The sequence below is a fragment of the Microbulbifer aestuariivivens genome, from assembly GCF_039545115.1.
GTDB lineage: Bacteria > Pseudomonadota > Gammaproteobacteria > Pseudomonadales > Cellvibrionaceae > Microbulbifer > Microbulbifer aestuariivivens.
The window spans coordinates 25118-45863 of record NZ_BAABRT010000003.1; the positions used below are offsets into that span (position 1 = coordinate 25118).

Sequence of the window (20746 nt, forward strand, 5' to 3'; positions counted from 1 at the left end):
TTTTTCAGTTAATATGCCCGCTTAACGCAGTTTCAGCGTTGCCAGACCGAGCAGGACCAGCACCACGGTGATAATCCAGAATCGCACGATCACCCGCGGCTCCGGCCAGCCTTTCAATTCAAAGTGGTGGTGGAGTGGCGCCATGCGGAAAATACGTTTGCCGGTGAGCTTGAAGGAGGCCACCTGCAGAATGACCGAGACGGTCTCCATCACGAACACACCGCCCATAATGAACAGAACAATTTCATGACGGGTAATCACCGCGATAACCCCCAAGGCGGCACCGAGCGCAAGCGCACCCACATCGCCCATAAATACCTGAGCCGGGTAGGTGTTAAACCAGAGAAACCCCAGTCCCGCACCGCCCAGCGCGGCACAGAAGACCACCAGTTCGCCGGCGCCGGGAATCGAGGGAATATGCAGATAATCCGCGAACTGCACATTGCCGACCAGATAGGCAATGATGCCGAGGGCACCTCCCACCATCACCGTCGGCATAATCGCCAGGCCATCAAGCCCGTCGGTCAGGTTCACCGCATTGCTGGAGCCCACAATCACGAAGTAAGTGAGCAGGATAAAAAACACGGGGCCGAGATTGATGGCCACATCTTTGAAAAACGGCACAAAGAACTGGGTTTCCGCCGGGGTTACAGCACTCATGTAGAGATAAATGGCGGCTCCCAGTCCGGCGATGGATTGCCAGAAATATTTCCAGCGGGCGATCAGGCCACGGGGGTTTTTTTCCACCACTTTTTTGTAGTCATCGACAAAGCCCACCGCACCGAATACGAATGTGACCAACAGTGTGACCCACACGTAACGGTTGCTGAGGTCGGACCACAGCAACGCAGCGAAGAAGATCGCCGCCAGAATCAGGGTGCCGCCCATGGTCGGGGTACCTGACTTGCTCAGGTGGGTCTGCGGGCCATCGTCGCGGATCGCCTGGCCCACCTGCAGCTGGTTCAGCCAGGTAATCATGCTTGGACCGACCAGCAGGGAAATACCCAGCGCGGTCAGCGCCCCCAGGATTGCGCGCACGGTCAGATAATTGAACACCGCAAGGGTGCTGAAATGTGGTTGCAGTAGTTCTGCCAGCCAGAGCAGCATCAGTTTTCCTCTTGCGCATCCGCGCTTTCCGTCAGCGCCTGCACCACCCGTTCCATGCGGGCACTGCGGGAACCTTTCACCAGCACCGTGGTGCTGTCATCCAGTTCGCGGCTGAGCGCCTCCACCAGCGCTCGATGCTCACGAAAGTTATGCCGCGGCTTGCCGGTTCCCTCAGCAAATGCCACGCAGGCCGCCATTCCAAGCGGCCCCAGGGTATAGAGCGCATCCAGTCCGCGGTCGCGGGCCAGCTCTCCCATTTCACGGTGCATCCGCTCCGCGTCCGCGCCCAGCTCTGCCATGTCGCCGAGTACGAGTATTTTTTTGCCCTGCCGCTGCGCCAGCAGCTCGATCGCCGCACTGACGGATCCCGGGTTGGCGTTATAGCTGTCGTCGATTACGGTCTCGCCGGCGAGGCCTGTCAGCACCTGCAGGCGCCCGCCTACCGATCCCGCGCCCTCCAGTCCGCTGACGATCTCCGCTGCGGGGATTCCCGCAGCCAGAGCGCAGCCACTCGCCACCAGGGCGTTGTGCACATTGTGCTCGCCGAGCACCTGCAGCCGCACCGGGTGGGCCACTTCATCGATCACCAAATCAAAACTGGCACAGCCGCGCTCGTCCATGCGGATATTATCCGCGTGCACTGTACAGCCGTGACCGAGGCCCACTGACAGAGTCTTCACCCCTTCCGGCATCTGCTCCCGCCAGTAGCGGGCGTAGTTGTCGTCGGCATTGATCACGGCAGTGCCGCCGGGCGCCAGGCTGGTATAGATCTGGCCTTTGGCCGCGGCGATACCATCAACGGAGCCGAAGCCCTCCACATGCGCCGGCTTCACGTTGTTGACCGCGGTGATCTGCGGCTTGCCAATGCCACACAGGTAACCGATGTCATCGGGACCGTTGGCGCCCATTTCCAGAATCAGAACTTCGTGCGCCGGGGTAAGGCCGAACAGAGTCATCGGCAGGCCAAACTGGTTGTTCAGGTTGCCCTGGGTCACACAGATGGTGTGGCGCTGGGCAAAGATCGACGACAGCATCTCTTTTACGGTGGTCTTGCCGCAGGAACCGGTAATCGCAATCACCGGCCCCTGAAACTGCTCCCGGCAAAGCAGGCCAATCTGGCCCAGCGCCACGGTGCTGTCCTCAACCCGCCACTGCGGCAGGGAAATACCGGGAATCTGCCGCTCCACCACCAGCCCCAGCACCTTGCCTTCCAGTTCCGCGGCAAAGTCGTGGGCATCGAAATTGTCCCCCACCAGCGCCACAAACAGCGCCTGCGGGTCCAGCTTGCGGGTATCGGTGCAGACGCGCTCGAAAGCCACCGAACCGTTGATCAGCTCACCGCCAAAGCGGCACTGCAACTGTTCCAGGGTCAAAGGGGCGATCATCACAGCTGCCCTCCGTTAACCGTATAACCATGACGGCTGGCCAGCGCGGCCGCGGCCTGCTCGCGATCGCAGAAGTGCAAACGCTCGCTGCCGATGATCTGGTAATCCTCGTGACCCTTGCCGGCGATGAGCACGATGTCGCCGGGCTGGGCGCCCGCCACCGCCTGCTGAATTGCCTTGCTGCGGTCGATCTGCACCTCGACATTGCTGGCCGCGCCCTCGAGGATGTCATCGATAATCTGCTGCGGGTCCTCGCTGCGCGGGTTGTCGCTGGTGACAATGGCGTGATCGGCCATTTCCGAGGCGATGCGCCCCATCGGCGCACGCTTGCCGGTATCACGGTCGCCGCCACAGCCAAACACGCACCACAGGCGCCCGCGACAATAGGGACGCGCCGCCGCCAGTGCTGCGCGCAGCGCATCCGGCGTATGGGCGTAGTCCACCAGCACGCTGATGTCTTCCGCAATGCCATCGAGGCGCACACGCTCCATGCGTCCGGGCACCGGGCGAATGTTGGGGAAAGCGGCGAGGATGTCCTCTAAGGTCATGCCCGATGCCGCTACCGCCGCCACCACTGCGAGGGCGTTATAAATATTGAAGTCGCCGATCAGCGGAGCTTCAAGACGCCCCGAACCCCACGGCGTAGTGAGCTGCACGGAAAAACCGCTTTCATGGCGCTGAAGCTCGGTGGCGTGTAGATCCCCGGCCTGCAGGCCGTAGGTGATGACCTTGAGATTGCGCAACTTGCAGCGCTCCGCCAGCTGAGCGCCGAAGGGATCATCCAGATTGATGATGCCGCGCTTCAGCTTGGGCAAACCGAACAGCTTTTCCTTGGCGGCTCCATAGGCGGCCATGCTGCCGTGGTAATCGAGGTGATCCCGCGACAGGTTGGTGAAAATAGCGCTATCGAAGATCAGACCGTGCACACGGCCCTGCGCCAGAGCGTGGGAGGACACTTCCATCGCCGCGGCTTTCACGCCCTGATCGCGAAATGCGGCGTAATCCGCCTGCAGGCGTACCGGGTCCGGCGTGGTAAGGCCGGTATCTTCCAGTTGAATCTGACCGTCTTTCCAGATGCCATTGCCAATGGTGCCCATAACCCCGGCGCTACCGAAGTGCTGCGCCAAGAGCTGCGCGGCCAGATAGGCGCAGGTCGATTTGCCGTTGGTTCCTGTCACCCCCACCAGATACATCTCTTCGGTGGGATTGCCATAAAAACGCGCGGCGATCTCGCCCACACGCTTGGCCAGCCCCGGCACAGTGACAACCTGAACCCCTTCACGGGTGGCGATTTCCAGCTGCTCGCCGTCGGCCAGCACCGCCGCGGCCCCGGCCGCAATGGCTTTGCCGATATACTCGCGGCCGTCGACGACGCTGCCACGCAGCGCCATAAACAGGTCGCCCGCGCGCACCTGGCGGCTGTCCAGGGCGACACCTGTGACCGCCACATCCGGAATGCCCGCATAGCCGGGCACGAGCTGTTGCAGGGAAATTTTGCGCTGATTCACGATTTAATACCTCTCTCGCTCAGCTGCACCGCCAGCTGCTCTTCCGCCGGCGGAATCTCTTCCGGCGGCACCTGCAGCAAGCGCATGGCGCCCTCCATGACGGCGCCAAATACCGGTGCCGCTACCTCACCACCGTAATACTTGCTCTGACTCGGGTCGTCGATCACCACCACCGCGGCAAGGCGTGGATTGTCCGCAGGAATGAAACCCGCGAACACCGAGCGGTAGCGATTGTCCACATAGCCGGCGCTGCCAACCTTGTGCACCGTGCCGGTCTTGCCGGCGACGCGATACCCTGGCACGCCCGCCCGGCGGCCGGTGCCGTCTTCGCCGATCACCGTCTCCAGCATGGCGGTCACCTGACGAGTCAGCGCATCCTCGACCACCCGCTCCGCGTCAGCCCGGGCGGTTTTGCCCTCCGCCAGAATCAGCGAAACCGGGCGCTTGAGCCCGGCATTGGCGATGACACTGTAGGCCTGAGCCAGTTGTACGGCGTTGACTGTTAAACCGTAGCCGAAGGCAAAGTTGGCCCGCTCGATTGGATGCCACCGACTTCGGCTGGGCAGGATGCCGGCGGCCTCTCCGGGGAAGCCGCTGCCAACGGCCTCGCCGAGCCCGAGACGGAAAAAGAGTTGTCGCAGATTGTCGGGGTCCAGATCCATGGCGATTTTGGTGATGCCAACCTGGCTCGACTTGGTGATCACCCGGGTCAGGTCGATACGACCATAGTTCACCGGGTCCACCAGGGTCTTGCCCGGCAGGCGGATGTAACCCGGGCTGGTATTGATCGCCGTGTGCGGCTGATAGCGACCACTCTCCAAAGCCGCCAGCGCCGTCAGGGGCTTCACGGTGGAGCCCGGCTCGAACTGATCGATCAGCGCCCGGTTGCGCATGGCGGCGGCTGTCGCCCCCTTGCGATTGTTGGGGTTGAATGAGGGCTGGTTGGCCATGGCCAGCACATCGCCATTCCTGGTATCGAGAATGACCATAAAGCCGGAGGCGGCGCCATTTTCATTCACCGCCCGCTTCAGCTCCCGATACGCCAGGTACTGCAGGCGCATATCAATCGACAGACGCAAATCGCGACCCGGGCGCGCCTCACGCTTGGTGGCCAGATCCTGCACGGTGCGGCCCTTGAGGTCTTTCAGCACCTGCTGCTGACCCGGCTGCCCCGACAGCCACTCGTCATAGGCCAGTTCAAGCCCTTCCTGGCCGTGATCGTCGATATTGGTAAACCCGAGCAGCTGCGCCACCACCTCGCCGGCGGGATAGAAGCGGCGGTATTCTTTTTTGCTGTAGACACCGGGAAGATCCAGTGACAGGGCGCGCGCGGCCTGCTCCGGCGACAGGTGCCGGCGCAGGTACATGAATTCCTTGCTGCCGTATTTCTGCAGGCGCCGCGCAAGTGCCGCCGGCTTCATTTCCAAAGCGGCGGCGAGACGGCGCAGCTCCTCCGCGGAGGCCTCGCGCAGGTGCTGGGGATTGGCCCAAAGAGTCTGAACCGGCGTGCTGACCGCAAGCAGCTCGCCGTTGCGGTCGACAATGGCGCCGCGATAGGCGGCCAATTCTTCGGTGCGAATAGTGCGCGCACGCCCCTGATCCTGCAGGAACCGATAACCGCGCTCCTCTTCCGGCAGCACCTGTAAACGCGCCAGATGGAACACCAGGGCCACGGCAAGCAGGCACAGCGATACCGCCACCAGCGCATAGCGCCAGCGGGCAATACCCGGCTGTAACTGCTGTTTTTTCACCGCACCCATGGCAAGTCCCCAGAGGCCCCCTGTTTAATTATTGCTCCGGAACGAGTACCCGCTCGTTTGATCCCGGCACATGCATATTCAGCTTTTCCCGCGCCACCTGCTCGATGCGCCCGTAGGCCGACCAGGCGCCCTTTTCCAGCAGCAGCCTTTCCTGCTCAAAGCGCAGCTCATCGCGCGCTTTCTGCGCTGCCACCAGCTCCCCGGTCAGCACCCGACTGCGGTGGGTGGTATGTACAACCGCCAGCGCCGAGACCATCACGCACAGCCACAGAACCGCCAGCAGCAGCCCCCGATGTACTTTCACTGCGAAGCCCCGGGGCCAAGTTTTTCCGCCACCCGCATCACCGCACTGCGTGAGCGCAGGTTTTCACCCAACTCCTCGGCCTCAGCCTTAACCGCCTTGCCAACCCCGCGCAGGGTTTTGGCAATCTGGCTATCCATCACCGGCAATCCACGGGGCAATACCGGCCCGCGCTCCTTGTCGCGGATAAACCGCTTCACCATGCGGTCTTCCAGAGAGTGGAAGCTGATCACCACCAGTCGGCCGTTGGGCGCCAAGAGCTCGATGGACTTGTCCAGCGCGCTGCGCAGGTCTTCCAGCTCCCCGTTCACATGAATGCGAATCGCCTGGAACACCCGTGTAGCCGGATGCTTGCCCTTCTCCCAGGCCGGATTGGCCTCTTTCACCACAGCCGCCAGATCCAGAGTTCTTTCAAACGGGCGCTCGGCACGGCGGCGCACGATGGCCGCCGCCATACGGCGCGCAAACCGCTCCTCTCCATACTCCTTGAACACCCGCACCAGCTCGGCTTCGGATTCGCTATTGACCCACTCCGCCGCGCTGATTCCCCTGCTGGTGTCCATCCGCATATCCAGCGGACCATCCTGCATAAAACTGAAACCGCGATCAGCCTGATCCAGCTGCGGGGATGAGACACCGAGATCCAGCAAAATGCCGGTTACCCGGCCCGCTTCAGCGGCTGCGGCGCGATCCATATCGGCGAAAGAGCCATGCCAGATAGAGAGACGGGCATCTCCCGCAAAACGTTGATTGCCGTAGGCTACCGCCTCGGGGTCTTTATCTATCGCCAGCAGCCGGCCGTGCTCATTCAGCCGCTCGAGAATCGCGGCGCTATGCCCTCCGCGCCCAAATGTGCCGTCTATATAGAAGCCGCCCGGATCGGTGACCAGGGCGTCAACGGCCTCGCGCAACAACACACTGCGATGCAACTCTTGTGACACCCGGTCATCTCCTTTGCTATTACAGCGACAGCGACGCCATTTCCTCCGGCATATCGCCCTCACCCTCACTGCTGTCGAGCCAGTCCATCCAGCGCTCCTCGCTCCACAGCTCCAATTTTTTACCCTGCCCCACCAGCATCAACTTCTTCTCCAGCCCCGCGTATTCACGCAGGGTCGGCGGAATCAGCACACGGCCGTTGCCGTCCACCTGCAGTTCACAGGCGTAACCGATCAACAGCCGCTGGGCGCGACGGGCCACTTTATTAAAACTAGACAGCGCTTCGATTTTTGGAAGGATTTCCTGCCACTGAGGCTCGGGATACACCAACAGACAGCGCTCTTCGGTATGGGCGGTCACCACCAAGTTACCGGCACACTCGTGCAACAGCGTGTCGCGTACGCGCGCTGGAATCGCCAGACGCCCTTTGGCGTCCATATTGATCGCGTGGCTGCCGAGATACACAAAAGTGTCCGCTTGATGCCCGAGTTCTGCCCCCTCTAAACCGCCTGGGCGCGCCGTTGTTAATGGAAAAGTACCGTGTGCTTTTCATTCAGGAGGCGTTCAATACCCACTCACCCCCTCTCAGAAACCACCAAAACCCACAAAACACCACTTTTCACCACCAACGACACTATAAATCTGCATGGTGCAAAGTCAAGGAAATAGCTGAGATGCGAGCCTGGAGAGGCCAGTAAATTCGCGGGCTGCGGAGTTAATAGGGATTAAATTGGGACAATTAAGCGCCAAACTCTCCGCCATGAAGCGAGCGCTCACTCTCCCGAGTTAACAGTCCACTTTAACTTTCGCCCCGAGAGCCTTGATTACAAGAAGGGCGCCGGAAACCAGAGTGCATCACAGGCTTTTTGTGATGCCTGTCGCACCTACCGCAAGTCATCGCCGCACAAAATGTCACCACCTGACCGCAAACCCAGCCGCAAACCAGGTTGAAAACCGGGCGCGACCCGAGAAATCCGATAAGCCTGTAAGACTTGGGGGGCTTGGGGGGCTTGGGGGGGGGGCTTGACAGGAAAGCCCGAAAGGAACGGCAGAAGGCTTCAGCCAGAATCAAGGGGGGCAGAGCCAGCAGAGAACCTCTTGACCCTGGAAAGACCCGCAAGACTCGACAAAAAGCCGGGATGCACTCCAGAAACCAAAAAGAAAATATCAACGGGGCAGGCAGCCGCCAGCCACTCTAACGACTAACTGACAAAAGAGCGCGCGGTAACGAGAGGCGACATGAAGGCGAAAGAGAAGCGGTAGAGCATCCCCTGCCATCAGACTGCAGAGGTTGAAGACCGGCGAAACTAAACGGGCACCGATGCCGGCCGCAGCTTAACCGCGACCACTATGAACAGTGGTCACTATGAACAGTGGCCACTTCATTGAGCGAGGCCACAGCGGTGGAATTTGACGAGCTGGCCTGTAAGCCGGGTTCTGTCGAGGACAATCATTCATCTGGGATGTATGTCACCACACACCTCAAGCGACCTACCCGCCCTCAGTGCGGGTCACACCTGTAGAGGGCCTATTTGGTCTTGCTCCGAACGGGGTTTACCGTGCCGCGAACTGTTACCAGTCGCGCGGTGCGCTCTTACCGCACCCTTTCACCCTTACCTGTGCCTGCGAACAGGCCATCGGCGGTCTACTCTCTGCTGCACTTTCCGTAGGCTCGCGCCCCCCAGGCGTTACCTGGCGTTCCACCCTATGGAGCCCGGACTTTCCTCCACTTCCCCGAGGGGAAACAGCGATTGCCCGGCCAGCTCGCGGGCAAGCCTAATGAGGGCGGCGTCCCCGCGCAAGGACTATTTTCGATCGGCACGCAGCTGCAGCCGCATGCCGCTGCGGTCAGTCCTTTTGCGCGAGCGCCCAGTTATAGAGAGCCTTTTTCTTAACTCCAGTAATCTCGGCGGCAAGGGCGGCGGCGCGCTTTGGCGGCAGCTCCGCCATCAGCAGCCCCATGACCCGCTGGGCTTCCGCATCCACCTCACCGCTCTCCCCGCCCTCGGCACCGCGCACGAGCAGGACGATCTCGCCCCGCTGCTGGTTGCTGTCCGCCCGCACCCAGGCCGCCAGCTCCGCCAGCGGCGCCATATGGAAGGTTTCAAAGGCTTTGGTCACTTCGCGGGCGATCACCGCCTCGCGCTCATCGCCGAAGGCTGCGGCCATGGCATCGAGGGTATCCGCCACCCGGTGCGGCGCCTCGTAAAACACCAGCGTCCTCGGGTCACCCGCTAGCGCCTGCAGGGCATTGGCACGCGCGCCCGGCTTGGCGGGCAGGAAACCCTCGAAGCTGAAGCGGTCGCTGGGCAAGCCGGCGGCGCTGAGCGCGGCGACAAATGCGCAGGCTCCGGGCACCGGAACCACCTTGATGCCGCGGTTGCGGGCCTCGCGCACCAGCCGGTAGCCGGGATCGGAGATCAGCGGCGTGCCCGCATCGGAGATGAGGGCAATGGTCCGCCCAGCCTCCAGTTGCGCCAGCAGCTCGGCAGTGCGCTTGTCGTCCGAGTGGTCGTGATAGGCAACCAGAGGGGTGTTGATGCTGAAGTGGGAAAAAAGCCTCTGGCTGTGACGGGTGTCTTCCGCCGCGACCAGATCGGCGGATTGTAGAACTTCGATGGCTCGCGGTACCATATCCGCCAAATTACCAATCGGTGTTGCTACTACGTAAAGCACCTGATCCGGCCCCATTGTTCACTCCGAAATAAAAAAATTGCTGGAGAAGCATATGTCCGTCCAGTCCCGGCGCGCGCCCCAGATGTTCACCAGAGTTGTCGCCGGCGCGCTGGCCCTGACACTGGCAGCCTGCCAGGCGCCTGCACCCAACTCCGGTACAGGGTCCCCAGTGTCTGTCAGCGGCGGCGCTGCCAGTTACGCCAGCGCTCAACAACTGCTGCAGAGCGCGAGGGTATCCCCCTCCCCACAGCGGGACCAGCTGAGCCTGCAGGCGGCGGCCATTCTATACGACTTGGGCGACGCTGAGGGCGCCCTCGACGCGGTGACCCTGGTCGCACCCGAGCAGCTGGACGATGTGCAGTTTGCCCGCTACGCCCATGTCTATGGCAACCTGCTGACGTCGCAGGACGAATTTTTCGACGCGCTCGACCTGACCACCTCCCCGCGCCTCGATGGCACCTGGCTGCAATTGCCCAGTGAAACCGCCCTGCCCCTGCGCGACCTGCGCGCCGACCTCTGGGGCCTCTTGGGCGATCTGGACAGCGCCATCGAGGAGCGCCAGCAGATCGCCATACTGGCCCAGAGCGAGGAGATGATCGCCGAGAACAACAACGGCTTCTGGCAGTTGCTGACCCAGCTGCCCTCCAGTGAATTGCGGCTGCGCGCCGATGAGTCCAATAGCCCGATGATGAAGGGCTGGTACGAGCTGGCCCTGCTGGGCCGCGATACCCAGGCAGATATCGGTTCGCAGCTCGCCGCGCTGAATCGCTGGCGGCAGCAGTGGCCGCGCCACGGCGCCGCCAGCAACCCGCCCCAGGCCCTGCGCCTGCTGGAGCAATTGGCAGCCCAGCAGCCGGACCGGGTGGCTCTGCTGCTGCCGCTCTCCGGTCCCCTTGGCAGTGCCGGACGGGCGATCCGCGATGGCTTTATGGCGGCCTATTACAGCTCCCTGAACGCCGGCTCCGCCACACCAGCAGTACGGGTTTACGACAGCGGTACCGACAGGCCCTTCGAAGAACTCTATCAGGAAGCCGTCAACGGTGGCGCCCAGGCCATTATCGGTCCGCTGGACAAACAGAAAGTCGCCAACCTGCTGGCCACGGAAAAACTGCCGGTGCCCACCCTGGCGCTCAACTATGCAGACAGCGGCCGCCTCACCGGCGATCTGGTGCAGTTTGGCCTCGCGATTGAAGACGAAGCCCGCCAGGCGGCCCGTCAGACTTACCGGCAGGGGCATCGCCAGGCCATGATCCTCGCCGCCGACTCCGGCTGGGGGCAGCGTGGCGCCGATGCCTTCAGCGAGGAATTCCAGCGAATGGGCGGCACCGTCACTACACGCCGCACTTTTCATGACCGCAGTGACTTCTCCAAACTGGTCAGCGACACCCTGCTGATACCGGAAAGCAAGGCACGCGAGGCGGCGCTGCGCCGCCAGCTGGCCACGGGGCTGGAGTTCACCCCGCGCCGTCGCGGCGATGTGGATATGCTGATGCTGCTGGCCCAGCCGCAGCAGGCTCGCCAGATCAATCCCATGCTGGCCTACTTCTATGCCAGTGACCTGCCGGTATTCGCCACCTCGCAGGTCTTTGCCGGTACCGTCAACCGGGAGCGGGACCGGGACATCAACGGCGTGCGCTTTACCGCTTTGCCGTGGCTGTTTGAAAGCGATAACCAGACCAGGCAAGTCATCGAATCGCAGGCGGCTCCGGCACCGGCATTCGCGCGCCTGTATGCGCTGGGGGCTGACGCTTTCCGCCTGTTCCCGCGCCTGCCCATGCTGCGCCAGTTTCCCGAACAGCGGGTCCACGGCCTGACGGGCGCCCTGAGCCTGACAGCAGATGGCCGAATCGTGCGCGAGCAGGTCTGGGCACGCATCGACAAGGGCGCTCCCGCACCCATCACCACCGGGGTGGAGCGACTGTCGCTGCCGGCGGATGCCATCGAACTGTCGGGTAGCGGTGAAAATCTTTAAGGGCCGTCATCACGGTACCAAGCCGGCCTCCAGTGCGGGCCAGGTTGGCGCGCGAATGGAGCTGATCGCGGCTGAGCATCTGACGCGAGCGGGCCTTCAGGTCATAGAACAGAATTTTCACACCCGCTGTGGTGAAATAGACCTGATTGCCCGGGATGGCGAGACTCTGGTGTTCGTCGAGGTCCGCTTCCGCAAAAACCGCACATTTGGTGGTGCCGCCGCCAGTGTCGACCGGCGCAAACAACAGAAACTGCTGGCCGCTGCCAACAGCTTCCTGCAGCAACGACGTCTGGACAGCCCCTGCCGTTTCGATGTCATTGCCATCGAGGGCAGCGACAGCGGGCAGAGTATTGATTGGATAAAAGGCGCCTTTGAGGCGCTGTGAGCTGTAACCGGGCCACACAGGGCCCCACTGAAATTCACAAGCGGGCATAGCGCCCCGCATCATAAGGCAGGGAATGGAACAGAGAGTCGTCACCCTTTTTCACCACAGCCTCGAGGCAACCATGAATGCCGGCGAGGTATTGGCACCCCTGATCGCCGAAGCCAGCGACATGATCGTGCACACGCTGCTGGGCGAAAACAAACTCCTGCTGTGCGGTAACGGCGTCAGCGGCGCACTGGCCCAGAGTTTCGCCGCGCAGATGCAAGGGGGCTTCCAGCGTGAACGCCCGGCGCTGCCAGCTATAGCACTGAGCAGCGACGCGGTTTCTCTCGGCACCGTGGTGCGCAACCACGGCAGGGCCGAGTCATTCGCGCGGCCGGTGCGGGCACTGGGCCAGCCCGGCGACCTGCTGGTGATCGTCTCCAACGATGGGCGCGATTCCAACCTGGTACAGGCCATGCGCGCCGCCCGCGATCGCGACATGGGTATCCTGGCGCTCACCGGCGGCGATGGCGGTGACTGCGCGGCACTGCTGGATATGGACGATATTGAACTGCGCGTTCCCTCTGAAGTCGCAGCGGAGGTACACCAGGTGCACCTGTTAACCATTTTCTGCCTGTGCGACCTGATCGACAGCAGCTTGTTCGGTGGCTACGAGGACTGACCAATGAAATTATTTTTTAACAATGAAAAAAAATTCCTGTCGCTGGTTTTGCTGGCTTCCCTGTCCCTGGGGGGCTGTGCAACCGTGCTTGAAGCGACCACCGACGGGCCGATTCAGGAAGATCCCGGTGAACGCTCCCTGGGCACCTACCTCGACGATGAAAAAATCGAGGCGGTCGCCATGGTCAATATCAACAAGGCGCACCCGGACCTGAAAGCGGCCAATATCAATGTCAGTGTCTACAACGGCGTGGTGTTGCTGACCGGCCAGGTGTCGAATAACGAACTGCGCCTGCTGGCAGGCCGCACGGCGCAGCAGGTGAAGAATGTGCGCCAGGTTTACAACGAAATTCAGGTGCGCGGCAAAGTCTCTCTGCTCGCCAGCAGCAGTGATGCCTGGCTGACCACCAAGGTCCGCGGGGCCATGCTGGCCAACAAGGAAATCGACAGCGGCCGTATCAATGTGATCACCGAAAATGGGGTCGTCTACCTGATGGGGCTGCTGACCCGGGCGGAAGCGGAACAGGCTGCCGACGCGACTCGCAGCATCGGCGGCGTGCAGAAGGTGGTCAAGGCGGTGGAATACATCGACTGACAGCCTGTGCGGCCGGCTGCCTATATCCGCTTGCCAATAGTCCGTTAGCAGAAATAAAAAACGCAGGCCTGAGCCTGCGTTTTTTATGGGCGGAGGGGACGAATGATCAGACCCGCTCGATGGCCACCGCCGTGGCTTCACCGCCGCCGATGCAGAGGCTGGCGATACCTTTTTTCAGGCCGCGCTTTTCCAGTGCAGCCAAAAGGGTGACGAGAATACGCGCACCGCTGGCCCCCAGCGGGTGCCCCAGCGCACAGGCGCCGCCATTCACATTGACCTTCTCGTGCGGAAGCGCCAGCTCTTTCATGGCCGACATGGTTACCACTGCGAAAGCTTCGTTGATCTCGAACAGGTCAACTTCTTCCGCGCTCCAGCCGGTCTTCTCCAGCAGCTGTTGCATGGCCCCAACCGGCGCGGTTGTAAACCACTCAGGCTCGTGAGCGAACTGGGTCTGGCCCTTCAGAACCGCCAGCACCTTCAAACCCCGCGCCTTGGCCTCGCTCTCGCGCATCAAAACCAGAGCCGCTGCGCCATCGGAGATGGAGCTGGCGTTGGCAGCGGTTACGGTGCCATCTTTGCGGAAAGCCGGTTTCAGCTGCGGAATCTTGTCTGGGCGGGCACTGCCCGGACCTTCGTCAACAGAGACGACGGTCTCACCCCGACGGGAGGTGACGGTTACCGGGGCAATCTCGCGCTCAAAAGCGCCGCCTTCGATGGCGCTGCTTGCGCGGGCCAGGGACTCGAGGGCAAAGGCATCCTGCTCCTCGCGGCTGAAACTGTATTTGTCTGCGGTGCACTCGGCGAAAGTGCCCATCAACTTTCCGTCGTAGGCGTTCTCCAGGCCATCGGTGAACATATGGTCCAGCACCTTGCCGTGACCCAGGCGCATGCCGCTGCGGGCATCCGGCAGCAGGTAAGGCGCGTTGCTCATGCTCTCCATGCCGCCAGCAACGATCACCTTGGCATCGCCAGCCAGCAGGGCGTCACGGGCCATCATCACGGTTTTCATACCGGAGCCGCACACCTTGTTCACCGTGCTTGTCGGTGTGCCCTGCGGGAGACCGGCAGCCAGCGCCGCCTGGCGCGCAGGAGCCTGCCCCACGCCCGCGGGCAGTACGCAGCCCATCAATACCTCGTCCACATCCGCAGGCGCGACACCGGCGTCTTCGAGCGCCCCCTTGATCGCCACCGCGCCCAGCTTCGGCGCACTGACAGCGGACAGCGCTCCCTGCATGGCACCCATAGGGGTTCGGGCAATACCGACAATGACGACCGGATCTGAATTTACTTCGCTCATACTGACTGCTCCCTTTGTTGGCCCGCGAGACACTCCTTAGTGACGACGATGGCGGGTTGAATCGTTATATCCCGGCGCATTATACCCGAAGCCTGCCGCCACTCCGCTATTCACCTTGGCGAGATTCGCTGAGCCCGGATTCTGGCCATTTCTGGCCACTGGCCACGTGGTATGATCCGACGACAAGGCCGCCAGCCTCGCGACCTGGACCTCACACCCAAAGAAGGAAAACCATGGAAACCTCTACCATCGTCTTGCTCGTAGTGTCCGCCGCACTGCTCTTCTATGTGATCGGCGTCTACAACAAACTCGTCTCCCTGAAAAACCGCTACGAAAATGCTTTCGCGCAGATCGAAGTTCAGCTCAAGCGCCGTTACGACCTGATCCCCAACCTCGTCGACACCGCCAAAGGCTACCTGAAACACGAGCGCGAGACTCTGGAAGCGGTGATCAGCGCGCGCAATACTGCCCTGAGCGGGCTCAAGAATGCCGCTGCGCACCCCGACAGCCCCAGCGCCATCGCGCAACTGGGCCAGGCAGAAGGCGCACTCGCCGGCGCTCTGGGCCGCCTCAACGTGGTGATGGAGGCCTACCCGGACCTGAAGGCAAACCAGAATATGCTGCAGTTGACCGAAGAGCTGACCAGCACCGAGAACAAGGTTTCTTTCGCCCGACAGGCGTTCAACGATTCGGTGACCGCCTACAACATCTACAAGCAGAGCTTCCCACCAGTATTTTTCGCCGGTTTCTTGGGCCACCGCAACGATGCCCGACTGCTGGAATTTTCCGACTCGGAGCAGTTTCAGGCGGCTCCCCGAGTGGAATTCTAGGGTAAGCGCCGATGAATTTTTTCGAGTACCAGGACCGAGCCCGCCGCAACAGTGCCCTGCTTGTGGGACTGTTGCTCCTGGCTGTACTGCTGCTGGTCGGCATCACGACACTGACTGTCGTGGCGCTGGTATCTTATGCCAGCGACCAACCGTTCAACCCACTGGAAATTGGCTCTCTGCTGGGCTGGGACACCGTTGGCATGATCGCGCTGACGATTGCCTCGGTGATTGTGCTGGGCAGCATTTACAAGCTTCACCAGCTTTCCGCCGGGGGGCGGGCGGTAGCGGAAGCGCTCGGCGGCCACAAAATCAACCTGGCTCCGCGCAGTGAAGCGGAAAAGCGGGCCCTCAACGTGGTGGAGGAAATGGCTATCGCCTCCGGCACTCCGGTGCCGGAAGTCTATGTGCTGGACGAGAGCTCCATCAATGCCTTCGCCGCCGGTCACAACCCGCAGGATGCCGTCATCGGCCTGACCCGGGGCTGTATCGAACATCTCAACCGGGACGAACTTCAGGGGGTGGTCGCCCACGAGTTCAGTCATATTTTCAACGGTGACATGAAGCTCAATATCCGCCTGGTGGGCCTACTGCACGGCATCCTGGTGATTGGCCTGCTGGGCTACTGGGTGCTGCGCGCAGCCGCAGGCGGCTCCAGCTCTGGCAATCGCGACAACCGAGGTCGCGGGACACTGCTGGGTTTAGGAGCGGCCCTGATGGTGCTCGGTTATACCGGCACATTCTTCGGCAACCTGATCAAATCAGCGGTCAGTCGCCAGCGTGAATATCTCGCCGATGCCTCTGCGGTGCAATTCACCCGCACCAACGCCGGCATCGCCGGTGCGCTGAAAAAAATCGGCGGACTCAGCACCGGCTCCCGGCTAGCCTCCAGCCAGGCGGCCGAGTTCAGCCATATGTATTTTGCCAGCGGGCTGAGGCAATCCCTCACCAATATGTTTGCCACCCACCCGCCGCTACCGGCGCGAATCCGCCGGCTTGAACCCAGTTGGAACGGACTCTTTCCATCCACTGAGGCATCCTCTGAGTCCTTCGCTGAGCCAGCGGCCAGGCAAACTGGTGACGCCCGTGTGGCCGCTTTTGCGGCTGCCGCACCCCTGGCTTCGGGCACGCGCCTGAAGAATCTTAATGCGTCAGTCGACAACAGTATTGGCAATCCAGGCCAGGACCATATCGAGCTGGGCAAGCGTTTGCTGGCCAGTATCCCAGCGAGCCTGCGCGCAGCGGCACACGATCCGTTTGCCGCCCGCGCCATCGTCTACCTGTTGCTCTGCCAGCGCGATGGAGCGGCTCGAAAACAGCAGACTGCCCTGCTTGAGCAAATCGCCCACCCCGGTGTTTACCGGGAGATAAAACGACTCTCTGCATCCATCTCCGCCATGCCCGCCAGCGCCCGACTGCCACTGCTCGACCTGTGTATGCCCGCCCTGCGGGCACTGGTGCCGCAACAGTATCAGGTATTCAGGCGCAACCTGATCAAGCTTCTGCATAGCGATGACCGTATTGACCTTTGGGAGTGGGCGCTTTATCGCGTCGCCATGCATGGCATCGAGAGCAGACCAGACGAACACCGGCTAAGCCCCAAGAAAGGCGCCCAGACTGATGCCGCCCGCTACCTGCTGGCCGCTCTTGCGCATGCCGGGCACACCGATTACCTGGAGGCCAACCGGGCGTACAGCGCAGGGCTGGAGGCCCTCGCCCTGGATAAAGCCCCGCTCCCCGCACGAACGGACCTGACCCTGCCGCGCCTGGACAAGGCGATCGCCATCGCCCGCACCCTGCCGCCGCTGCGAAAGCCGCGCCTGCTGAAGGGGCTGGCCGCCTGCATGGCCCATGATGGCGTTCTGCAAGCGGAGGAAATCGAGTTGCTGCGGGCTGTGGCGGACAGTCTCGACTGCCCGATGCCACCAATGTGCGCGGACATGACCAGCGGCGAGCCTCTGCTGCGGGCCACGGAATCGGCGCATTGAGGCTGCGCGAGCTCAACGACCAATAAACCGCATCCTGACCCTAGAACAACAAAGCCGGCCCTAAAGGCCGGCTTTGTCTTTGCTATCCCGCAATTCTTATTGAACTTTTCTCAAGAATTTTCCCTACAAAAACGCTCCTACGCGCTCTGCCACAGGCCCGTCACTCACGTATTCTGGTAAACCGGACCGATACCCATGCTCCAGAGGATTACCGCCCCGATCCGCACAGTCACCAGCAGCACCAAACCCACGGTGACCACAGAGCTGGCATAGAGGAACGCCCGATCCTTATCCAGATTCATCAGGATGGGGATTCCCTCGTAGATCAGATAGATTGAGTAGCCCGCTGCGAGCATGGTTACCGCAGCGTTAAGCCAGAGGTTGGGATAAAGGCCGACAAAACCGACCAGGAAAATCGGCGTGGTGACGAATACCGCCAGTGCCGTGCCCTCATAGTGGCGGGTGGGCTCATCGCCCTCGACGTTGTAGGTCTTGGCCATCCAATTGATGAATTCACCAAAAAGGTAAACTCCGACCAACATACAGAAGTAGGTCATGGCCGCCAGACTCAGGGCGCTCCCGGGGGTCAACTTCTCCACATTGTCACCGATACTGAACCCCACCTGAGTGACGCCAATATAGCCCGAAATGGTCGGGATCAGCGCCAGAATCGGCACGTGACTGAGAAAAACCTGGGCGAACGAGTGCTTGTCGCGCCGAATCGCCTCCCACTCTTTGTCCGGGTTGGTGAAGATACCAATAGTGTGACTGAGTAGTCGCATTTTTTTCTCTCCCTTCTCTGCTTTGTCTAGCAGTATCGGGGGGGCACCTGCGATTAACCAATCAAAAAAAAGAAACGACCGCCAACTTTTTCCTATCCGCTGGCCAACAGGCTAGGAGGCGGCGCATACCTGATTGCGACCGCCCCGTTTGGCGCGGTATAGAGCCTTATCGGCAGCTTCCAGCACCTCTTCTGGAGTGCGGGTTTTGGCCCCACTCATGGCCAGCCCGACACTGACGGTTGTGTGGATTTTGCGTCCGCCGCCCTGCCCCCGATTCTTGCGACCCTTGGCGCCGGCCTTCTTGGGACGGTTGGCCGCGCGAATCCCCATGGGATAATCGGCAATCTTTTTGCGCATGCGCTCCAGTGCCTTCTCGGCCCGCTCTCGGTTCGCCCCGCGCATAACCACCACAAACTCCTCACCACCATAACGGAAGGCGCGACCACCGCAGTAACGGGCAATCTTCGCCGCCACCATACGCAAGGCCTGGTCACCAACCTGGTGCCCATGGGTATCGTTCAGTTTCTTGAAGTGGTCGATGTCGACAACCGCGATGGTGTATTTACTACCCAGGGTCAGCAGATAGCGGCTATAAGCGCGGCGGGAAGGGATACCGGTCAGCTCATCCAGAAACGCCAGATCATAAGCTGTGCGCAGGACCAGCAGTATCAGCAGCAGCCCGATCGCCGTTGTTACCAGCAGCAGGGCACCCTCCCCTCCGATATAGGCAATGACCAAAAGGGCAATCGCACCCAGCAGACCGATACTAACCTGGTCCCGGTGCCAGAAAACGGCCAGAACAGCAGCAAGCAGCGAGGACCAGAGCAGCAGATCTGACAAGCGCATATCGCCCAGCAGTGCATCGACAAGGGGCAGCCCTGCAGCGGGCGACCACTGCGCGGACAACACATCGCCACAACAGCCCTGCAGCAGGTAATGGCCACCGGTGGCCTGTGCCACAAACAGCAGCAAAAGCGCCAGGCCAAAAAGGCTGAACAGACTGCGGTCCCGTGTCAGTGAAACCAGCGCGACATTCAGCGCGCCCAAAGCCAGCCAGAAGCGCAACTCATCCCCAGAGGGAGACCACTGCGAGTACTCCATACCAACAAGCAGCGCCAGCAAAAGAATTGCCGCTGTGGCAATGCGGCTGGCCTTGAAGAAAACCCCCAGTGCGAGGGCGGAGGCACTGATGCTGAGAGCGATTAATGTACTGAGGGGAAGATCGAGAGACAGCCATTGCTGCCACTGGGCAACGACCAGAAAAAACAGCAGAACAGGAAGGAACAGTTGGCGTAGAAGGATCATAGTTAAAATGCACAGTCCCTGTTTGCTGTGGAGCCGGCATTCCAGCGCCCGCTTCGCTTTGCAGGTTTGGCCGTGCTCCCGCTAGCCATCGCGGCGGCCGGCACCGAGTACCGGCCGCCCGAAAGACATTATTTGACCACGCGCAATGCGGGCTTTTTAGAAGATTTTTTTCCCAGGCTGGTGGGCGGGGTGGGCTCCGGTGGCTCCGGGGTCTCTTCAGCCTCAAAGACCATGCCCTGACCATTCTCCCGCGCGTAAATGCCGACCACCGCACCCACCGGAACCTGAATGTCCGTGGGCACACCGCCGAACCGGGCATTAAAGCGTATCGCGTAATTATCCATATTGAGGCCGACTACAGCGCTCTCGGAAATATTGAGCACGATCTGCCCATCCTCGTTGACGTGTTGCTGGGGCACCAGCACACCGGGCAAATGGGTATCAACGAGAATATACGGAGTGCACCGGTTGTCGGTAATCCACTCATAGAACGCCCGCAGGATATACGGGCGGTTGGAAGTCATCTCCGGTTTACTCAAACCTTCTCCCCTCAGCGCATCTCGCGCTCATATTCGGTCAGGCTTTGCTGGAAGGATTCGCGGCTGAACAGGCGATCCATGTAATCCAGCAGCGGCTTGGCCTGCTTGGTCTTGGGCAGCGCTATCTCAAACTGCTCCAGCCGCCACAACAGGGGGGCCATGCAACAGTCGACCAGGGAGAATTCCTCGTTGAAGAAGAACGGCAGGTCCGTGAACATCGGCGCCAGACCCACGAAGCTGTCACGCAGCTCCTTGCGGGCGGCGGCAGCGTCTTTACCACCGGCCAGGATCTTATCCACCAGCGGACACCAGTCGCGCTCGATGCGGTACATGATCTGCCGGCTCTGGGCACGGGCAACCGGGTAGACCGGCAGCAGTGGGGGATGCGGGAAACGCTCGTCCAGATACTCCATCATCACCTTGGTTTCAAACAGGACCAGGTCCCGATCCACCAGAGTCGGCAGGGAGTTGTAGGGGTTGAGGTCAGCGAGTTCCGCGGGCTTGTTGTCGGGATCTACATCAATGATATCGACAGATACGCCCTTTTCCGCCAGGACGATACGCACGCGGTGACTGAGATGACTGCGACCATCGGAGAAGAAGGTCATTGAGGAGCGCTTGTTGGTCGGCACACCCATGTTGTAACTACCTCAAGATTGGAGGCCGGCGGTGTTGCCGGCGATCGAGCTTAAATACAAAAAGGGTGGTAGAGCGAGT

At 61.3% G+C, this 20746-nt stretch carries 19 protein-coding genes and 1 other RNA gene; 6 read left to right on the forward strand and 14 right to left on the reverse strand.

Annotated elements, in window-relative coordinates; all coding sequences use genetic code 11:
* Positions 1-21: 21 nt before the first annotated feature.
* The 9 genes from mraY to rsmI all read right to left on the reverse strand — a co-directional run bounded on the left by mraY (position 22) and on the right by rsmI (position 9691).
* Positions 22-1107 (reverse strand): phospho-N-acetylmuramoyl-pentapeptide-transferase, encoded by a 1086-nt coding sequence (mraY, locus tag ABEA58_RS02405; protein WP_345548522.1) that lies wholly within the window; start codon positions 1105-1107, stop codon positions 22-24.
* Positions 1107-2492, reverse strand: a complete 1386-nt coding sequence (locus ABEA58_RS02410; protein WP_345548799.1) for a UDP-N-acetylmuramoyl-tripeptide--D-alanyl-D-alanine ligase — start codon at positions 2490-2492, stop codon at positions 1107-1109. Before ABEA58_RS02410 ends, mraY begins: the two co-directional genes overlap by 1 nt.
* Positions 2492-4000: a UDP-N-acetylmuramoyl-L-alanyl-D-glutamate--2,6-diaminopimelate ligase gene (locus tag ABEA58_RS02415; RefSeq protein ID WP_345548523.1), complete on the reverse strand. Its 1509-nt coding sequence runs from the start codon at positions 3998-4000 to the stop codon at positions 2492-2494. Before ABEA58_RS02415 ends, ABEA58_RS02410 begins: the two co-directional genes overlap by 1 nt.
* On the reverse strand, positions 3997-5760 hold the full coding sequence (locus tag ABEA58_RS02420) for a peptidoglycan D,D-transpeptidase FtsI family protein (RefSeq protein WP_345548524.1): 1764 nt from the start codon (positions 5758-5760) through the stop codon (positions 3997-3999). Before ABEA58_RS02420 ends, ABEA58_RS02415 begins: the two co-directional genes overlap by 4 nt.
* A 28-nt stretch (positions 5761-5788) precedes the next feature.
* The gene (gene ftsL, locus ABEA58_RS02425) at positions 5789-6064 is read right to left on the reverse strand and encodes a cell division protein FtsL (protein ID WP_345548525.1); all 276 of its coding nucleotides are present in this window, start codon (positions 6062-6064) and stop codon (positions 5789-5791) included.
* A complete protein-coding gene (gene rsmH, locus ABEA58_RS02430; protein ID WP_345548526.1) occupies positions 6061-7002 on the reverse strand; it encodes a 16S rRNA (cytosine(1402)-N(4))-methyltransferase RsmH in 942 nt (313 codons plus the stop codon). Before rsmH ends, ftsL begins: the two co-directional genes overlap by 4 nt.
* A 19-nt stretch (positions 7003-7021) precedes the next feature.
* Positions 7022-7465, reverse strand: coding sequence for a division/cell wall cluster transcriptional repressor MraZ (gene mraZ / locus ABEA58_RS02435; RefSeq protein ID WP_345548529.1), 444 nt, complete (start codon positions 7463-7465; stop codon positions 7022-7024).
* Between the two features lie 945 nt (positions 7466-8410).
* Positions 8411-8767, reverse strand: an RNA gene (gene rnpB, locus ABEA58_RS02440) — RNase P RNA component class A.
* A gap of 81 nt (positions 8768-8848) precedes the next feature.
* Positions 8849-9691, reverse strand: coding sequence for a 16S rRNA (cytidine(1402)-2'-O)-methyltransferase (gene rsmI, locus ABEA58_RS02445; protein WP_345548531.1), 843 nt, complete (start codon positions 9689-9691; stop codon positions 8849-8851).
* A gap of 37 nt (positions 9692-9728) precedes the next feature.
* Here rsmI and ABEA58_RS02450 point away from each other — a divergent pair, with 37 nt between their 5' ends.
* From ABEA58_RS02450 to ABEA58_RS02465, 4 genes are all read left to right on the forward strand, one after another.
* Positions 9729-11648, forward strand: a complete 1920-nt coding sequence (locus tag ABEA58_RS02450; RefSeq protein ID WP_345548533.1) for a penicillin-binding protein activator — start codon at positions 9729-9731, stop codon at positions 11646-11648.
* A complete protein-coding gene (locus tag ABEA58_RS02455; protein ID WP_345548535.1) occupies positions 11635-12033 on the forward strand; it encodes a YraN family protein in 399 nt (132 codons plus the stop codon). Before ABEA58_RS02450 ends, ABEA58_RS02455 begins: the two co-directional genes overlap by 14 nt.
* Positions 12034-12106: 73 nt before the next feature.
* Complete coding sequence (locus ABEA58_RS02460; RefSeq protein ID WP_345548537.1) at positions 12107-12697, forward strand: SIS domain-containing protein; 591 nt, start codon at positions 12107-12109, stop codon at positions 12695-12697.
* Between the two features lie 3 nt (positions 12698-12700).
* A complete protein-coding gene (locus ABEA58_RS02465; RefSeq protein WP_345548539.1) occupies positions 12701-13291 on the forward strand; it encodes a BON domain-containing protein in 591 nt (196 codons plus the stop codon).
* A gap of 106 nt (positions 13292-13397) precedes the next feature.
* Here the strand turns inward: ABEA58_RS02465 and ABEA58_RS02470 are convergent, their stop codons facing one another.
* Positions 13398-14588: an acetyl-CoA C-acyltransferase gene (locus ABEA58_RS02470; RefSeq protein ID WP_345548540.1), complete on the reverse strand. Its 1191-nt coding sequence runs from the start codon at positions 14586-14588 to the stop codon at positions 13398-13400.
* Positions 14589-14821: 233 nt separating this feature from the next.
* Here ABEA58_RS02470 and ABEA58_RS02475 point away from each other — a divergent pair, with 233 nt between their 5' ends.
* Both ABEA58_RS02475 and ABEA58_RS02480 read left to right on the forward strand, forming a co-directional pair.
* A complete protein-coding gene (locus ABEA58_RS02475; protein ID WP_345548542.1) occupies positions 14822-15418 on the forward strand; it encodes a LemA family protein in 597 nt (198 codons plus the stop codon).
* Between the two features lie 11 nt (positions 15419-15429).
* Complete coding sequence (locus ABEA58_RS02480) at positions 15430-17403, forward strand: M48 family metallopeptidase (RefSeq protein WP_345548543.1); 1974 nt, start codon at positions 15430-15432, stop codon at positions 17401-17403.
* 164 nt (positions 17404-17567) lie between these two features.
* Here the strand turns inward: ABEA58_RS02480 and ABEA58_RS02485 are convergent, their stop codons facing one another.
* The 4 genes from ABEA58_RS02485 to ABEA58_RS02500 form a co-directional block, all read right to left on the reverse strand.
* Entirely contained in the window at positions 17568-18185 is a 618-nt protein-coding gene (locus ABEA58_RS02485; protein ID WP_345548545.1) for a Yip1 family protein, read from the reverse strand.
* Positions 18186-18296: 111 nt separating this feature from the next.
* Positions 18297-19490, reverse strand: a complete 1194-nt coding sequence (locus ABEA58_RS02490; RefSeq protein WP_345548547.1) for a GGDEF domain-containing protein — start codon at positions 19488-19490, stop codon at positions 18297-18299.
* 128 nt (positions 19491-19618) lie between these two features.
* Positions 19619-20014, reverse strand: coding sequence for a ClpXP protease specificity-enhancing factor (locus ABEA58_RS02495; RefSeq protein ID WP_345548801.1), 396 nt, complete (start codon positions 20012-20014; stop codon positions 19619-19621).
* A gap of 26 nt (positions 20015-20040) precedes the next feature.
* Positions 20041-20667 (reverse strand): glutathione S-transferase N-terminal domain-containing protein, encoded by a 627-nt coding sequence (locus ABEA58_RS02500; RefSeq protein ID WP_345548549.1) that lies wholly within the window; start codon positions 20665-20667, stop codon positions 20041-20043.
* Between the last annotated feature and the right edge of the window lie 79 nt (positions 20668-20746).

Excerpts from the sequence above, each read along its gene's own strand:
- ABEA58_RS02420 (WP_345548524.1), bottom strand. The coding sequence starts at position 5,760 with ATGGGTGCGGTGAAAAAACAGCAGTTACAGCCGGGTATTGCCCGCTGG.
- ABEA58_RS02490 (WP_345548547.1), bottom strand. The coding sequence starts at position 19,490 with ATGATCCTTCTACGCCAACTGTTCCTTCCTGTTCTGCTGTTTTTTCTG.
- ABEA58_RS02485 (WP_345548545.1), bottom strand. The coding sequence starts at position 18,185 with ATGCGACTACTCAGTCACACTATTGGTATCTTCACCAACCCGGACAAA.
- ABEA58_RS02495 (WP_345548801.1), bottom strand. The coding sequence starts at position 20,014 with ATGACTTCCAACCGCCCGTATATCCTGCGGGCGTTCTATGAGTGGATT.
- ABEA58_RS02465 (WP_345548539.1), top strand. The coding sequence starts at position 12,701 with ATGAAATTATTTTTTAACAATGAAAAAAAATTCCTGTCGCTGGTTTTG.
- mraY (WP_345548522.1), bottom strand. The coding sequence starts at position 1,107 with ATGCTGCTCTGGCTGGCAGAACTACTGCAACCACATTTCAGCACCCTT.
- rsmI (WP_345548531.1), bottom strand. The coding sequence starts at position 9,691 with ATGGGGCCGGATCAGGTGCTTTACGTAGTAGCAACACCGATTGGTAAT.
- ABEA58_RS02480 (WP_345548543.1), top strand. The coding sequence starts at position 15,430 with ATGAATTTTTTCGAGTACCAGGACCGAGCCCGCCGCAACAGTGCCCTG.
- ABEA58_RS02450 (WP_345548533.1), top strand. The coding sequence starts at position 9,729 with ATGTCCGTCCAGTCCCGGCGCGCGCCCCAGATGTTCACCAGAGTTGTC.
- ABEA58_RS02410 (WP_345548799.1), bottom strand. The coding sequence starts at position 2,492 with ATGATCGCCCCTTTGACCCTGGAACAGTTGCAGTGCCGCTTTGGCGGT.
- ABEA58_RS02470 (WP_345548540.1), bottom strand. The coding sequence starts at position 14,588 with ATGAGCGAAGTAAATTCAGATCCGGTCGTCATTGTCGGTATTGCCCGA.
- ABEA58_RS02500 (WP_345548549.1), bottom strand. The coding sequence starts at position 20,667 with ATGGGTGTGCCGACCAACAAGCGCTCCTCAATGACCTTCTTCTCCGAT.
- ABEA58_RS02460 (WP_345548537.1), top strand. The coding sequence starts at position 12,107 with ATGGAACAGAGAGTCGTCACCCTTTTTCACCACAGCCTCGAGGCAACC.
- ABEA58_RS02475 (WP_345548542.1), top strand. The coding sequence starts at position 14,822 with ATGGAAACCTCTACCATCGTCTTGCTCGTAGTGTCCGCCGCACTGCTC.